Raw genomic sequence first — 15,755 nt, 5'->3', positions numbered from 1 at the left:
CTTCATATTGTTCAAGGGAAAATCAGCGACGCCAGCACCTAGCAGTGCTGTAATGGCAGTTGCCGCGTCGAGGACGAGGGCCATTTTTTCACAGGAGTGTGCATGCAAGGTATTCCAGCCACCGCCCAGGCCGACTGTCGCAAGATGCCCGCCATCCCCGGAGGCGCGCTGTAATGGACCTCAAGCCGCTGATCACCCTGGTGGCCATCATCAACCCGCTGGCCATTATTCCGTTCTTTATCCATTACACGGCCGGCTTCAATGCCGAGCAGCGCTGGCAGACCATTCGCACCGCAGCCTTTGCCGCGTTCTGCGTGATTGCGGTCTGCGCACTGCTGGGGCTGCAGATTCTGCAGTTCTTCAATATCTCGCTGCAGAGCTTTCAGGTGGGCGGCGGCCTGCTGCTGCTGATCAGCGCGATGAACATGCTGAACTCACGCCCCGCCGAAGATCGCCCGAACAACGCCACACTGGAAGCCGGTGTCGAAAAAGCCGCCGAGGGCAACAGCATTGCCGTGGTGCCGCTGACCATACCGCTGCTGACCGGGCCCGCCGCCATGTCCACCGTGGTGATCTACGCCGATCAGGCGCGCACCATCTGGCAGCATGTGGCGCTGGTCGGCTATGGCGTGGTGGTTGCCGCAGCCATCATGGTGTGCTTCTCTCTGGCCGACCCGATTGCCCGCGTGCTGGGCAGAACCGGCATCAACGTCATGACACGCCTCATGGGGCTGATTCTGGCGGCCCTGGCCATTGAAGTGATGGCCGGCGGGTTGATCAAGATCTTCCCGATTCTGGCTTCGCCGGCTATTTATCCGTAACCCCCTGAGCCGCTTTGCGGCTTCCCCCTTTCTCTATGCGCTGCGCGCTATGGAAGGGGGACGACAGCTTCGCTGCGCGACGGCGCTTGCTTGCTGTCTCTGACTTGGGGCGTGCCCAGTTCGGAGATCAGGGGCATTCCTGCAGGACAGCTCTAGCTCAACGCCCTTGAGAGGTGCGAGCCAGTTTTAAGCGATCGCTTCTTCTTTGCGCTCGGTGGTGCTGCAGGCGCCACCACAGCCGGTGATGGGCTCAGTGGGCAGGGCTTCGGGCATCAGCACTTCGCCGCTGACCGGGTCAAAGCCCGCTCGGCGCATGTGCAAGGCCAGGGCGGCGTCCATGTTCTGGGCATGGTGGCTGAACCAGGGGCCTAGCTCGGCGGCCATATGGCGAATGGTGCTCAGCTCACCCTGCGCGCCCTTGGCGGCACCTTCGCGCATGACAGCCAAAACGACCTTGTGCTGCTGGCTGTGGCAGTTGCCCGTGGCAAAGCCTGTGGTCTGCATCCAGCGATCTTCCTGATCAAAGTGCTGCTGGGTATGGGCAATCAATTCGTCCCACAACAGGCACAGCTGCGCATCGCCCGCCGCTTCTACCTGCGCCAGCAGGGTGACGAATTCCTCATGCACCGAATCCATGGCGGGAAAGTCCAACATCAGAGCAGCAGTCCATTCCAGGCTAGCCATAGCGATTCCTTTGCTTTGCGAGTTGCGGAATTCGCAGCTTAGAAAGATCAACGCCACCACCCATTGACCCATATCAGCAAAGCAGCGCCGCGCAGACACGCCAGATCAAGCACCCACAAAAAAGCCCTGCATCTGCAGGGCTTGTGGTGATGACAGCCTGTTTACCGGCCTTGGCGCTGCAGCCAGTTGCTGAGTTCGATGGTCAGCTTGTCCACACTGCTAGCCATGGCTCGCGCGCCGCCCGCAGCATCGCCCGTAGTGGCAGGCGTTTGCGCACTGAACAGTTGCTGGCCCAGCAACACATTGCCGCCACGCCGGTCTTGGCCAATCAGGCTGGCGCGCAGTCGCACCACGGCCTGGCTGCTGCTGGCGCTATCAAAGACTTGGCTGAACTCCACAATCTCCAGACGCAGCAGTCCCAGCGGGCGCGTATCGCTGGGGTTGGGGCTGAGGTTGTCCTTTTCCGACAGCACCGGCCGCTCCAGAGCCAGGCGGGTGCGCAAGCGCTGCTCCAGCATCTGGGCAGGCGGCAAAGTCCAGCGCGCATGTTGATAGGCGCGCTGCTCCTGGCTGTCCGCATAGCCCAGGCGATAAAGCATGGCCGTGGAGTTGTCCGCACCGGCCGGGGTCTGCACTTCGGCCAGCACCAGCGGAGGCGGAGCCACGAGAGGTGCTGCAGCAGTCGCCATGGGCACAGTGGTATCGGTGACACCCAGATCGTAGCGAGTGTGCTGTGTGGGCGGCGTGGGAAGCGCCGAGCAGGCCGCCAACACCAGCGCTACGGCAGACACGCCGGCAACGCGCATCAGTCCTGAAGAAAGGTTCATAACTTGAGCCATAAGATTTCCTGTAGATGAAGCCACCCGCTCAGTGAGCTGGGGCAGCGGCCGGCGCGGCAAAACCGGGCTCGCCAGGACCGGGGAGGCCCACACCCGAGCCGTAAAGAACGGACTGCGGGTTGTCGCCGATACGGCTGGCCATATTGCTCAGGTTGCGCGAAGCACGTGAAAAGTCATCCGCAGCGCGGTTGACACGTGGCAAAGTGCTGCGACCCAACGCATCGGCTGCAACCGTCAGCGACTGCGTGCCTGCTGCGATCTGCTCCAGCGGGCCATCGGGAGCGTTGATACGGCGCACGGTCTGCTGCAGCTCACCCGCGACTCCCGAAGCGGCATTACCGGCCTTGGTCAGCGACTGCAGAGTCTGGTGGGCATCGGCAGTGATCTGCGGGAAGCCCGCGGCCGCCTTGTTCATGGTGCCTGCCAGCTCATTGACGCTGCCTGCCGCAGAGGCAATGTTCTGCAAAGCATCGCTCAGATGCTTCTGGTTCTCATCGCCCAGCATGGCGCTGAGGCGGCGAGAAATCTCGTCCACTCTCTCCAGCAACACCGGCCCCTGATCGGCGAGCATGTTCAGCGGCGAAGATTTCATGACCATGCGCGGCAGGCCGCTGGGGCCAGGCTTGAGATGCTGATTCAGTCTGGCATCGTCATCCAGCTGAATATGGGCCAGACCTGTCACACCCTGATAGCCGAGCTGGGCATACGTCGTGGCAGTCACCGGCGTATCTTCTCCCACGGCAATGCGAATCAGCACATTGCCGGAAATCTGGGGATCGAAGCTGATGCGCACCACCTTGCCCACGGGTACGCCCTTGTAGCGCACCGTGGCCTGAGGCTGCAGGCCACTGACCCCGTCCTTGGTAGACATTTCATAGAGCTGGTATTCACGGTTGTCACGCGTGAGCCAGACGGCCAGCCCTGCCAGCAGGGCTGCAACTACCAGCACAAAAATGCCGGCAGCCATGGCATGGGACTTGTTTTCCATCAGCTTTCCTCTGCGGCCGCGCCGCCTTGCACCGGGGCCATGGCGCGGCGGCCACGCTCTCCCTGGAAGAAGTGTTCAATAAACGGGTGCTTGACCAGGGCCACATCACGTGGCGCACCAGTCACCAGTACGCGCTTTTCCGCCAGCACAGCCACGCGGGTGGAGAGTGCAAACAGCGTGTCCAGATCATGGGTGACCATGATCACGGTCAGCCCCAGCTCGGCATGGATATCGCGTAACAGATCGCAGAATTCGTCCGAGCCCTTGGGGTCCAGACCCGCCGTAGGTTCATCCAGCAGCAGCAGCGGTGGGTCCATCATCAGTGAACGCGCCAGCGCCACGCGCTTGATCATGCCGCCCGACAGATCGGAAGGCATGCGCGTGGCATGCTCGGGCTTGAGGCCCACCATCTGCAGCTTGACCATGGCCGCATCACGCACCACCGCCTGGGGCAGTGTGCCCTGCTCCCGGAGTGCAAAGGCAATGTTGTCCAGCACATTGAAGGCCGAATACAGGGCGCCCTGCTGAAACAGCATACCCACGTGGCTGGCCGCCAGCTCCCCGCTGATGACCTCCTTCGAAGGCCGCCCATCAATCGTCACCGACCCACGCGAAGGTGTCAGCAGCCCCAAAATCTGGCGCAGCAGCACGGTCTTGCCCGTTCCAGACCCCCCCACCAGCGTCAAGATCTCGCCCGGATAGACATCCAGATTCAAATCCTGATGCACGGCAAAACGATTCTCGCCCGAGCCAAACTCGGTCCACAAATCCTTGGCCTGCACCAACGGCGCCTTATCCTGCGGCGGCGCATAGCCCCCGACAGCGCCATCAATCAGGCGGTTTTGCATCACAGCCGCCATACGCGCCCCTCTTCAAAACAGCCACAACCCAAGCAAGAGACAGCCAGCAAGGGGCGTCCCGCAGCCAAGGCTGTCGTCCCCCTTGAGGGGGAAGGCGCGAAGCGACTCAGGGGGTACTGCATGCTAAAACCCCACATTTCTAAACAGGACGGCGAAGATCGCATCCACGATGATGACCATGGTGATGGACGACACCACCGATGCCGTCGTGCCCTGCCCCAGACTCTGGGTGTTGGGCTCCACCTTCAGCCCCCAGTGGCAGCCAATCAGCGCGATCAGCACCCCGAACACCACGGACTTTCCCATGGCCAGGCCCAGGTTGCCAATCTGCACGGCACCCGGCAGAGACTGAAAGAAGTACGAAGGCGTGATGTCCATGGTCAGGTCAGCCGCAACCATACCTCCTGCCAGCGACGCCAGGATCGTCCACAGCGATATCAATGGCATGGAGATCGCCAGCGCCAGCGCCCGTGGCATGACCAGGCGATACCCTTTGGAGATGCCCATGACCTGCATGGCATCGAGCTCCTCCGTCACCCGCATCACACCGATCTGCGCCGTAATGGCCGAGCCGCTGCGCCCTGCCACCAAAATGGCGGCCAGCAACGGCCCCAGCTCGCGAATCAGCGAAATGCCCAAGATATTGACGATGAACGACTCTGCACCGAACTGGCGCAACTGCAGCGCCATCAGGTAAGCCAGCACCACACCGATCAAGAAGCCCACCAGTGCCGTAATGGGCAAGGCAGTTGTGCCCGTCGCATAGAGGTGCCCAGAAATATCGCGCCAGGGGCCCCGAAACGGGTTGCGCAGCAAGCGCAGGCAGTCCAGCAGCAACTGGCCGATCAGCTCCGTCAACCCCATGAAATGACCACGGGCATTGATGACCAGCTGGCCCAGGCGGTTGATCTGACACATTAACCCCGAAGGCGCTGGCTTGGGTTCGGGCACATCGCTGAACCGGGCCACTCGCTCCAGCATGGCGCGCTGGTTGCCGGTGGTCTTGAGCTGCTCAGGCCAGCGTTTGCCCCAGCGCTCCCACAGCAGCTGGGCACCCACATGATCCAGCCACTGCAGCTGCTCCAGGTCCCAAGCTGCGCCAGCAGGCACCGCCTTGAGCTGTGGCGCCAGCTGTCGCCAGAGCCTGCGATCCCCCAGCTCGGCGGCGCTCCAGCGGCCCGTAGGTACGGCCCAGGGCCGCCCTTCCAGGGTCTGCATGGGGCATTGAGGGTTTGAATCAGTGCTGGACAAAGAATCTTCCTAAAACAAAGACGGGGCGGCGCTCAGCATAACGCGAGGCAAGGCCCGAAGAACTATCGGCGACAACGGCGACGCGTAGGCCTCGAGCGCGAGCTTGCACTCAATTTGCTGCAATTTTTATCAAAAAATGGCCCCAACCCGCAACCATAAAGCGCAAGCCGCTTCCAAAAAGAGAGTAGCAGCGCGCTTTCCCTATCGACAGCCCAAATCATCTCCGCACAATTAATTGGCCACAAGCTCTGCCTGTGGTTTCTGTTCCGCCCCTTGATCTCTGCCCATGAGCGACACCACTTTTGACTACATCATCATTGGCGGCGGCACTGCAGGCTCCTTGCTGTGCAACCGTCTTTCCCGAAACAAAAACCACCGGGTGCTGCTGATCGAAGCGGGTCGCAAGGACGATTACCACTGGATTCACATCCCCGTCGGCTATCTGTACTGCATAGGCAACCCACGCACCGACTGGCTCTATCAGACCGAGGCCGATCCCGGCCTCAACGGCCGCAGCCTGCGCTACCCGCGCGGCAAGACGCTGGGCGGCTGCTCCAGCATTAACGGCATGATCTATATGCGTGGTCAGGCTCGCGACTATGAGCAGTGGGCCAGTCTGACGGGAGATGACACATGGCGCTGGGAGCAAGTGCTGCCCGCCTTTCGCCAGCATGAAGATCACTGGCGACTGGATGCCGAGCAGATCGGCCAGGTCAGCGAAGAATTTCGCCGCCTGCATGGCAACAAAAGCCAGGGCGGGGATGGCGAATGGCGCGTGGAACGTCAGCGCCTGCGCTGGGACATTCTGGATGCATTTTCCCAAGCCGCGCAGCAAGCCGGCATTCCGGCCTCGGACGACTTCAACTGCGGCGACAACGAAGGCGTGGGCTATTTTGAGGTCAACCAGAAAGCCGGTTGGCGCTGGAACACGGCCAAGGCTTTTTTGCGCCCTACCTGCTATGGCCGCCCCAATTTTGAGATGTGGACCCATGCCCAGGTCAGCCGCCTGCTGTTGGAAGACCTGCCTGACGGCAGCCAGCGCTGCACAGGTGCGCAAGTCTGGACCGGCAGTGAAATGGTCACCGTCCATGCCGAGCGCGAGGTGCTGCTGTGTGCCGGTGCCGTCAATTCGCCGCAGATTCTGCAGCTCTCGGGCATAGGCCCGGGCGAGCTGCTGCAGCGCCACGGCATTGAAGTGCGACGCGATCTGCCCGGCGTGGGTGCCAATCTGCAAGACCATTTGCAGATTCGTTCCGTCTACAAGGTGCAAGGCACCAAGACGCTCAACACCATGGCCAGCAGCCTGATGGGCAAGGCCGCCATGGGTCTGGAGTACGCACTCAAACGCAGCGGCCCCATGAGCATGGCCCCCTCGCAGCTGGGTGCCTTCACGCGCAGCGACCCCGCCCGGCCTCACGCCAACTTGGAATATCACGTGCAGCCACTGTCACTCGACGCCTTTGGCGAGCCATTGCACAATTTTGCGGCATTCACCGCCAGCGTCTGCAACCTCAACCCCACCAGCCGGGGCACGGTGCAGCTACAAAGTGCCGACTTCCGACAGGCTCCGGCCATTGCGCCGCGCTATCTATCGACTGCCGAAGACCGCCAGGTCGCAGCCGACAGCCTGCGTGTCACGCGCCGCATCGTCAGCCAGCCGGCACTGGCCCGCTATCAGCCCGAAGAATTCAAGCCCGGCGTGCAGTATCAAAGCGATGAAGATCTGGCACGCCTGGCTGGCGATATCGCCACCACCATCTTTCACCCCGTGGGCACCACCAAGATGGGTAGGGGCAGCGACCCCATGGCCGTGCTGGACAGCCGCTTTCGCGTGCGCGGCGTTCAGGGCCTGCGCGTGGTCGATGCAGGCGCCATGCCCACCATCACGAGCGGCAACACCAACAGCCCGACGCTGATGATGGCCGAAAAAGCAGCTGGCTGGATTCGCAGCGAGGCAGAACAAGTGTCCCCGGCAGAGCTTGAGTAATTAAGTACGGAAAGGAGCAAAGGTGTTTTCAGACTCATCTGAGCACCTGACTCCCCCCAATTCATGACTTAAGCGTCAACATCCTCTACTGGCATTTGGAGAAAAGAAAAACCCCCACAGGCCTTTTCCACCAAAGGGAGGCAGCTATCAGTTTTGAAAGATTCTGGAGACAGAGCAAATCTCAGGAAACTTTCAGATGCATTTGCAAAGGTTTTTTCCGTCAACCCGAGGGAATTCCCCAATGCACCATGTAGGTGCAAACCTTACATTCTCCTCACTCTCGCTGCTCCACGAAGCAGCATGGAGGGCCGAGGAGACAACTCGACACAACCAGACCAATACATATAAAAGCATCTAAGATGCGTTCAAAAGCGCCCCTCGGGGCGCTTTTTTTATGCCTTGGTCTGCATACACACCTGATGCCGCAGTGCGACAATGCGCGCCATTCAGGGGCAGCCATGCTCCGAAATCTGTATCTCCCCCCGCATCTGGCAGCGAGACAGCAGCCTGAGAGCCGGCACCACTTGCAATCAAAGCACCATGGAATGGATTTTTGTTTCCCTCGCCTCGGCGCTGGCCGGGTTTATTGATGCCATCGTCGGTGGCGGCGGGCTGATACTCGTGCCGGCCATGTTTGCGGCTTTTCCCAGCACCACGCCTGCGACGCTGTTCGGCACCAATAAAAGCGCCGCCATATGGGGTACGGCCATATCCGCCTGGCAATTCAGCAAGCGCGTACACATTACCTGGGCCACGCTGCTGCCAGCCATTGGCACTACGCTGGTCGGCGCCTTTTTGGGCGCTTGGGCGGTGATGCTGATCTCTCCTGATTTCTTGCGCAAGCTTCTGCCCTTCATCTTGCTGGGCGTGCTGGGCTACACCCTGGCCAAAAAGCAACTGGGCCGCGACCATGCGCCGCGTCTGGCAGGCCGCGCCGAAATGTTGACCGCCAGCGCCATCGGTCTGCTGATTGGGTTTTACGATGGATTCTTTGGCCCGGGCACGGGCAGCTTTTTCGTGTTCCTGTTCGTTCGCATGCTGGGCTATGACTTTCTCAACGCCTCTGCCAGCGCCAAGCTGCTGAACCTGGCCTCCAACGCGGCGGCACTGCTGCTCTTCAGCCTCAAAGGCCATGTGTGGTGGCACTTTGCCGTTCCGCTGGCCGTCGCCAATGTTCTGGGAAGCACGCTGGGTACCTGGATGGCCCTGCGCCACGGCACAGGCTTTGTGCGCACCATCTTTCTTGCCGTGGTCAGTCTGCTGATCTTGAAAACGGGTTACGACGCTTTTCTGCGTTAAACCCATACCTATCAAACGCTGATTGCTATCAAAATCAGGGCGTCATCTCTTCTTCAGACAGAAGATGAATATCTTCCACCCTGCGCGGTGTTCCTAGCGGAGCACCGGCCTTGCCCACGCGCACGGCGGCGATATCTGCTTCGCTGGGATAGTTGCCCACCAGCCAGTAGTCCAGAATGCGGCGCGCAATAGGGGCAGCAGCAGCAGCGCCGAAACCGGCGTTTTCCACAATCACCGCCACGGCAATCTTGGGATTGTCAGCCGGTCCATAAGCGATGTAGAGCGAATGGTCGCGCTGGTACTCGGCCAGACGTGCCGCGTTGTACTTTTCCTTCTGGCCTACGGACACAGCCTGCGCCGTACCGGTCTTGCCGCCTGACAGATAAGCTGCACCGCCAAACACGCCGCGGCCCGTGCCATGAGTCACTACGCCCACCATGCCGCGCTTGACGGCATCGACATTGCTCTGTTTGTAGCCCAGGTTGACGGGCGCAGGCTGCTCGATCGCTGTGCGGGCACCCGTGACTGGATCGATCAGCTCCTTGCCCACATGCGGCGTATGGCTCACGCCATTGTTGACCAGCGTCGCCAGCGCATGCGAGAGCTGCAGGATGGTGAAGTTGTTATAGCCCTGACCAATGCCCAGCGAGATCGTCTCGCCGCCAAACCACTGTTGCTGGGCAGCACGTTTATAGGTCTTGCGCTTCCACTCCTTGCTGGGCAGAACGCCGCGCAGCTCGCCGGGCAGGTCGATGCCGGTGATCTGGCCAAAGCCCAGAGGCTTCATGAAGTCATGAATGGCGTCCACCCCCATCTCGTTGGCCAAAGTGTAGAAGTAGACATTGCTCGAATGCTGAATGGCGCGCACCAGATCCACAGGACCCAGTGCATGGCCTGAGCGGAAGGTATGACCACCAAACGTCCAGGAGCCACCGTCCTGAATCACCGTGCCCGGCGTGCGCTTGCCGGTTTCGATACCAGCCAGCGCCATAAAGGGCTTGTAGGTCGATCCCACGGGATACGTTCCACGCATGGAGCGATTGAGCAAAGGCCGATCCAGCGATTCGTTCAGCAGCTTCCAATTCTCGTGGTCAATGCCATCAACAAACAGATTGGGGTCGTAGGTGGGTTTGCTGACCATGGCTAGCACTTCGCCATTGCGCGGATCCATGGCAATAGCAACGCCACGACGGTTGCCGTAAAGCTCTTCCACCATCTTCTGAAGCTTGATGTCCACCGACAACTGCAGGCTCAGACCTGGCGTGGCAGGACGGCTCCCCAGCCGGCGCACAGCATGACCACCGGCAGAGGTTTCCATCTCCTCCCAGCCCGTCTGCCCGTGCAACTGTCGCTCATAGCTTTTCTCGGCGCCCAGCTTGCCTATGACTTCCGTGCCACGGTAGTTGGCCGCATCTTCAGAGTCATCAATCTCTTCTTTTTCCTTTTGATTGATACGGCCTATGTATCCAATCAAATGGCTGCCCGTCTCTTTGAGCGGGTAAGTGCGAAACAGGCGCGCCTTGATATCCACGCCCGGAAAGCGATAGCGCTGGGCCGTGAACTTGGCCACTTCCTCATCACTCAAGCGCGAACGCAAGGGAATGGACTCAAAGCTCTTGGAGTCATCCATGAGCCGCTTGAACTTGCGGCGGTCACGCGGGGTGATCTCAATGATCTCGCTGAGCTCATCAATCGTCTCTTCCAGTCCATTGACCTTGGCGCGCGTGATCTCCAGCGTATAGGCCGAATAGTTGGTGGCCAGCACCACCCCATTGCGATCCAGAATCTGCCCGCGGTTTGGCACGATGGGCACCACCGCCGTGCGATTGCTCTCGGCCCGCTCGGCAAACTCCTCATGGCGCTGCACCTGCAACACCAGCAAACGCCAGACCAGCAAACCAAACGCCAAAAACACCACCACGCCCATGACCACTGCGCGCACACGAAAGCGCTGCAGCTCGGCCTCGGTATTGCGAATCTCCATCATGCGCCGGCTCCTGCAAGCAGGGCGTACTCCATCTCAAAAACGCCGAGCAAGGGCAGCCCCGCAGCAAAGGCGTTGTCTCCCTCCCGCACAGCGAGAGAGGGGGAAGGCGCGAAGCGACTCAGGGGCACACCATCCCAATTCGTCCCGGCATCAAGCATCGAAACAGCGAGCAAGGGCCGCCCCGCAGCGAGGCTGTTGTCCCCCTCCCGCACAGCGAGAGAGGGGGAAGGCGCGAAGCGACTCAGGGGGAGCGTCATTTACAACGGCCGGTTTTCATCACTATCTGGCGCACGACGCTGAGGTGCCAGCAGCACCACACTGAGTGCCGGCCACAGCAGGGTCTCGATCATGGGAGCAATCAAGAACTCCAAGCCGGGAAAAATGCCTCCGGTCGCCACCCGCAGCAGTACCTGGATACCGTGCGCAGCGGCAAACACCGGCAAAAGCTGCAAAGCCTGCACAGGGCTTGAAAACCACAGCAGACGACGACTCATCCAGCCGGTCACATACACCAGCAGGGTATAGGCCAGTGCATGCTGACCCAGCAGAGAGGAGCGATCCACATCCATGATCAGTCCCAGCGCAAACGCCAGGCCCAGACCCACACGCTGGGGCTGGTTCAGGCTCCAGAAGGCCAGCAGCACCACCAGCACATCCGGCAGCCAGACAATGCGGCCCAGCGGCAGCATATTGATGACCAGCCCTATGAGTAGCGTCACGACAATGAACAGGGGATTGACCGGCAGCAACAACGGCTGCCCACGCGGCATGATCATGCGGGGTCCTTCGCAGGCTGAGCGGCCTTGCCGTCCGTCTTCTCTGTGGCAGCCTTCTCTTTCTGAGCGGCAGCCTCCTTCTTTCCGCGTGCCTTGGCTGCCCGGTCAGCCTTTTCAGCCTCGGCCTGCGCCTCCTGGTTCGCCGCCTCGGGGTGCTCCGTACGGCCCTGCGGCTTGAGCACCATCACATGGCGCACGCCCTGCACCCGCCCCACGGGCTCGCAGTAGATACGGGTAAAGGCAGAGTCGGCGCGTCGGTCCACCGTCACCACCTTGGCCACCGGCAAGCCTTCCGGATACAGCCCGTCAATGCCACTGGTGGTCAGCAGATCGCCCACCTGTACATCGGCATTGCTAGGCATGAAGCGCAGCTCCAGCCCTCCGGCACGCGTCGAGGACGCATCACCATAGGCAACGCTGCGCGCTCCGGTACGGGGGTTGAACACGGGAATGGCCTGATCGCGATCAATCAGCAGCGTGACTTCGGCGCGTGTGGGATAGACCCGTGTGACCTGGCCGATCACCCCTTTTTCATCGAGCACAGGCGAGCCAGGATCGACCTTGTCCACCAGCCCCTTGTCTATCACCACCCGGCGTGTATAGGGGTCCGGGCTGTCATAGACCACCTCTGCCACCTGCCCCGGCGTCAGCGAGCGCTCACGTAAATCCAGCATGGCGCGCAGGCTCTGATTTTCTTTCAGCAGTTCATCGGCCAGCTCGGCACGCTGGGCCATCACGACCAGTTCCTTGCGCGCGGCATCCTCGCGGTTCACCGCCTGCTGCTGCACCTCGGCATAACGGCTGACGTTCTGATAGGCCAGCACAGGCTGGGCCACCAGCCACTGCACCGGCGACAGCGCCATGGACACGGCTGTCCTCACCGGCTGAGTAATCTTGAAGCGGGCATCCGCCACCATCAAAAACAGCGCCAAGGCGCTGTACAGAGCAAGCTGTGAGGTTCGGGAGGCTTGTTGCTTGAACAGCGACGGAGCACGGTGATCCAGGGTGTCCAGACTCATGCATCCCCCCCGGGCATAGCGATGTGCCCATGAACTGCTTGCGCAGAAGGAATGCAAAAAGAGAGCGCGTTATGCTGACGTATCACGGACTCAGGCCCTGTTTCATGGAAGTGGCTGCGGTACGCGGACTATGCCGCGAGCCGCAAAACACCACAATGCGCAGCGATTAATCGCTGGTAAAGATGCTGCCTTGGCGATCCAGGCTATCCAGCGCCATGCCACAGCCGCGCACCACACAGGTCAGCGGCTCTTCAGCCACCAGCACAGGCAGACCGGTTTCTTCGGCCAGCAGACGGTCCAGGTCGCGCAGTAGCGCTCCGCCGCCGGTCAGCATCATGCCGCGCTCGGCAATGTCGGCGCCCAGCTCGGGAGGCGTCTGCTCCAGCGCGTTCTTCACGGCGGAGACGATCTGGTTGAGCGGATCGGTCAGGGCTTCCAGCACTTCGTTCGAAGAAATGGTGAAGCTGCGTGGCACGCCTTCGGACAGGTTGCGGCCCTTGACTTCCAGCTCCTTGACTTCGGAGCCGGGGAAGGCCGAGCCAATTTGCTTCTTGATCAGCTCTGCCGTGGGCTCGCCGATCAGCATGCCGTAGTTGCGGCGGATGTAGCTGATGATGGACTCGTCGAACTTGTCGCCGCCCACACGCACCGAGCCTTTGTAGACCATGCCGCCCAGCGAGATCACGCCCACTTCGGTCGTGCCGCCGCCGATGTCCACCACCATGGAGCCCGATGCTTCGGACACAGGCAGACCTGCGCCAATACCGGCAGCCATGGGCTCTTCAATCAGATAGACCGCCGTAGCGCCAGCCGCTTCGGCCGCGTCCTTGATGGCGCGGCGCTCGACCTGGGTCGAGCCGCAGGGCACGCAGATGATGATGCGGGGGCTGGGCGTGAGCACCGAGCGGGGATGCACCATCTTGATGAACTGCTTGATCATCTGTTCGGTGATCACGAAGTCGGCAATCACGCCATCCTTCATGGGACGAATCGCTTCAATATTGCCGGGCACCTTGCCCAGCATGGCCTTGGCTTCTGCGCCAACGGCCTGAATCACCTTCTTGCCGTGCGGGCCGCCTTCATGGCGAATCGCGACGACCGAAGGCTCGTCCAAAACAATGCCCTTGTCACGGGCGAAAATCAGTGTGTTAGCGGTGCCAAGGTCGATGGCAAGGTCGGTGGAGAAGTACCGACGGAAAGCTCCGAACATTCAGGGTCCTCTCAGGCACGGCTTGCGCATCGGCTGGCCGTCGCCAGGGTGTAAGGTAATGGAGTCTGGGTGGTGGGCATTTTTTGCACAATGACCAGCCGGACGGAGGTATTGCGGCAAAGCCGAGATAATACCGTATCCCCTGTGAATAACTTCTACTGTCTGGGTCAGAAACACTGCTTTACATGCGGTGGCCCTGCTAAATATTTTCTATGGCATTGAACGAACAAGATATTGCGCGCATCGCCAATTTGGCACGCCTTGAGCTGTCCCAGCCCGAAAGTGAGCGCATGCTCGCGCAACTGAACAACTTTTTCGGCATCGTCGAAAAAATGCAGGCTGTGGATACCTCCGGCGTCAGCCCTCTGTCACATCCAGTTGCCGCCATCCAGGACATCGCCTTACGGCTACGTGACGATTTGGTAAGCGAGACCAATAACCGCGAAGCCAATATGCAAAACGCCCCCGCAGCCGAAAAGGGTTACTTCCTCGTGCCCAAGGTCATCGAGTAAACGCACAGGAAGCACAAGAACATGAGCCAAACCGAACTCCACAACCTGAGCGTGGCCGAGCTGGCCGCTCAACTGCGTGCCAAGCAAGTGTCTGCCACGGAAGCCGCCCAGCATTTTCTGGCCCGTGCCAAGCAGCACCAGAATCTGGGCGCTTTTGTCTCCATCAACGAAGACGCTACCCTGGCCCAGGCCAAGGCGGCCGACGCCCTGATCGCCGAAGGCAAGGGCGGCAAGCTGGCCGGCGTGCCCATCGCGCACAAAGACATCTTCGTTACCAAAGACTTCCCCACCACCGCCGCCAGCAAGATGCTGGAAGGCTATAAGTCCCCGTTTGACGCTACCGTGGTGCGCAAGCTGGCCGACGCTGGTGTCGTGACTCTGGGCAAGCTCAACTGCGACGAGTTCGCCATGGGCGGCGCCAACGAGAACAGCGCTGTCGCCCCCGTGGGCTTTGATTCGGCCCAGCCCGTGCGCAACCCTTGGGACACGAATCGCGTGCCCGGTGGCTCGTCCGGTGGCTCTGCCGCTGCCGTGGCTGCGCGCCTGGCACCGGCTGTGACCGGCACCGACACCGGTGGCTCGATTCGCCAGCCCGCATCGTTTTGCGGCGTCACCGGCATCAAGCCCACCTACGGCCGCGCCAGCCGCTACGGCATGATCGCCTTCGCCTCCTCGCTGGACCAGGCCGGTCCCATGGGTCGCAGCGCCGAAGACTGCGCCCTGCTGCTGAGCGAAATGTGCGGCCCCGATCTGGACCGTGACTCGACCAGCCTGGATTACCCCGCTGAAGACTTCACGGCCAAGCTCTGTGATTCCATCGAAGGCCTGCGCATCGGCATCCCCGCCGAATTCTTTGGCGAAGGCCTGAGCGCCGATGTGCGCATCGCCGTCGATGCCGCCTTGAAGGAATACGAAAAGCTCGGCGCCAAGCTGGTGCCCGTGAGCCTGCCCCGTACCGAGCTGTCCGTGCCCGTGTACTACATCCTGGCTCCCGCCGAGGCTTCGTCCAACCTCTCGCGCTTTGACGGTGTGAAGTTCGGCCACCGCGCCGCCCAGTACGAAGACCTGAACGACATGTACAAAAAGACCCGCGCCGAAGGCTTTGGCGACGAGGTCAAGCGCCGCATCATGATGGGCGCCTATGTGCTGAGCGAGGGCTACTACGACGCTTACTACCTGCAGGCGCAGAAGATTCGCCGCATGATTGCCGACGACTTCCAGGCCGCCTTCAAGGACTGCGACGTCATCGCCGGTGCCGCTGCACCCACCACGGCCTGGGCCATTGGTGGCAAGGCCGACCCCGTCAGCAACTACCTGGCCGACATCTTCACCCTGCCCGCATCGCTGGCCGGTCTGCCCGGCATGAGCCTGCCTGCTGGCTTTGGCGAAGGCGGCATGCCCGTGGGCTTGCAGCTGATCGGCAACTACTTCGGTGAAGCCAAGCTGCTCAACGCAGCCCACCGCTTCCAGCAAGCCACCGACTTCCACCTGAAGCAGCCCAAGGGCATTTAAAAATTTATAG

General features: G+C 61.1%; 14 protein-coding genes. 5 read left to right on the top strand and 9 right to left on the bottom strand.

The genetic code is table 11. The annotated features are described in order from the left end of the window. Positions 1 to 173: 173 nt before the first annotated feature. Entirely contained in the window at positions 174 to 821 is a 648-nt protein-coding gene (locus tag AC2I9W_RS09195) for a MarC family protein (RefSeq protein WP_158388802.1), read from the top strand. A 186-nt stretch (positions 822 to 1,007) separates the two neighbouring features. Here AC2I9W_RS09195 and AC2I9W_RS09190 read toward each other — a convergent pair whose 3' ends face one another. The 5 genes from AC2I9W_RS09190 to AC2I9W_RS09170 form a co-directional block, all read right to left on the bottom strand. After that, positions 1,008 to 1,505 (bottom strand): hemerythrin domain-containing protein, encoded by a 498-nt coding sequence (locus AC2I9W_RS09190; RefSeq protein WP_486409693.1) that lies wholly within the window; start codon positions 1,503 to 1,505, stop codon positions 1,008 to 1,010. 161 nt (positions 1,506 to 1,666) lie between these two features. Next, complete coding sequence (locus AC2I9W_RS09185) at positions 1,667 to 2,344, bottom strand: ABC-type transport auxiliary lipoprotein family protein (RefSeq protein WP_486409692.1); 678 nt, start codon at positions 2,342 to 2,344, stop codon at positions 1,667 to 1,669. Positions 2,345 to 2,372: 28 nt separating this feature from the next. After that, positions 2,373 to 3,332, bottom strand: a complete 960-nt coding sequence (locus AC2I9W_RS09180) for an MlaD family protein (protein WP_486409691.1) — start codon at positions 3,330 to 3,332, stop codon at positions 2,373 to 2,375. Beyond that, complete coding sequence (locus tag AC2I9W_RS09175) at positions 3,332 to 4,192, bottom strand: ABC transporter ATP-binding protein (RefSeq protein ID WP_486409690.1); 861 nt, start codon at positions 4,190 to 4,192, stop codon at positions 3,332 to 3,334. Before AC2I9W_RS09175 ends, AC2I9W_RS09180 begins: the two co-directional genes overlap by 1 nt. 123 nt (positions 4,193 to 4,315) lie before the next feature. Further along, positions 4,316 to 5,410 (bottom strand): MlaE family ABC transporter permease, encoded by a 1,095-nt coding sequence (locus AC2I9W_RS09170; protein WP_486409845.1) that lies wholly within the window; start codon positions 5,408 to 5,410, stop codon positions 4,316 to 4,318. Positions 5,411 to 5,729: 319 nt separating this feature from the next. Here AC2I9W_RS09170 and AC2I9W_RS09165 point away from each other — a divergent pair, with 319 nt between their 5' ends. Next, positions 5,730 to 7,430 (top strand): GMC family oxidoreductase, encoded by a 1,701-nt coding sequence (locus AC2I9W_RS09165; protein WP_486409689.1) that lies wholly within the window; start codon positions 5,730 to 5,732, stop codon positions 7,428 to 7,430. A 540-nt stretch (positions 7,431 to 7,970) separates the two neighbouring features. Then, positions 7,971 to 8,729, top strand: coding sequence for a sulfite exporter TauE/SafE family protein (locus tag AC2I9W_RS09160; protein WP_486409688.1), 759 nt, complete (start codon positions 7,971 to 7,973; stop codon positions 8,727 to 8,729). Between the two features lie 34 nt (positions 8,730 to 8,763). On the opposite strand, the gene mrdA is transcribed toward AC2I9W_RS09160, so the two are convergent. The 4 genes from mrdA to AC2I9W_RS09140 all read right to left on the bottom strand — a co-directional run bounded on the left by mrdA (position 8,764) and on the right by AC2I9W_RS09140 (position 13,721). Next, the gene (mrdA, locus tag AC2I9W_RS09155) at positions 8,764 to 10,716 is read right to left on the bottom strand and encodes a penicillin-binding protein 2 (RefSeq protein ID WP_486409687.1); all 1,953 of its coding nucleotides are present in this window, start codon (positions 10,714 to 10,716) and stop codon (positions 8,764 to 8,766) included. A gap of 257 nt (positions 10,717 to 10,973) precedes the next feature. Continuing rightward, positions 10,974 to 11,492 carry a rod shape-determining protein MreD gene (gene mreD, locus AC2I9W_RS09150; protein WP_486409686.1) on the bottom strand — a complete coding sequence of 173 codons (519 nt, stop codon included), beginning with the start codon at positions 11,490 to 11,492 and terminating at the stop codon, positions 10,974 to 10,976. Continuing rightward, positions 11,489 to 12,511 (bottom strand): rod shape-determining protein MreC, encoded by a 1,023-nt coding sequence (gene mreC / locus AC2I9W_RS09145; RefSeq protein WP_486409685.1) that lies wholly within the window; start codon positions 12,509 to 12,511, stop codon positions 11,489 to 11,491. The genes mreD and mreC overlap by 4 nt, the downstream gene beginning before the upstream one ends. Positions 12,512 to 12,677: 166 nt before the next feature. Then, positions 12,678 to 13,721 carry a rod shape-determining protein gene (locus tag AC2I9W_RS09140; protein ID WP_486409684.1) on the bottom strand — a complete coding sequence of 348 codons (1,044 nt, stop codon included), beginning with the start codon at positions 13,719 to 13,721 and terminating at the stop codon, positions 12,678 to 12,680. A 212-nt stretch (positions 13,722 to 13,933) separates the two neighbouring features. Here AC2I9W_RS09140 and gatC point away from each other — a divergent pair, with 212 nt between their 5' ends. Both gatC and gatA read left to right on the top strand, forming a co-directional pair. Then, positions 13,934 to 14,233 carry an Asp-tRNA(Asn)/Glu-tRNA(Gln) amidotransferase subunit GatC gene (gene gatC, locus AC2I9W_RS09135; RefSeq protein ID WP_486409683.1) on the top strand — a complete coding sequence of 100 codons (300 nt, stop codon included), beginning with the start codon at positions 13,934 to 13,936 and terminating at the stop codon, positions 14,231 to 14,233. A gap of 21 nt (positions 14,234 to 14,254) precedes the next feature. After that, the gene (gene gatA, locus AC2I9W_RS09130) at positions 14,255 to 15,745 is read left to right on the top strand and encodes an Asp-tRNA(Asn)/Glu-tRNA(Gln) amidotransferase subunit GatA (protein ID WP_486409682.1); all 1,491 of its coding nucleotides are present in this window, start codon (positions 14,255 to 14,257) and stop codon (positions 15,743 to 15,745) included. Positions 15,746 to 15,755 lie beyond the last annotated feature (10 nt).

Source organism: Comamonas sp. FUJ_7 (assembly GCF_057369555.1).
This window is presented reverse-complemented; position numbering and strand designations above follow the sequence as displayed.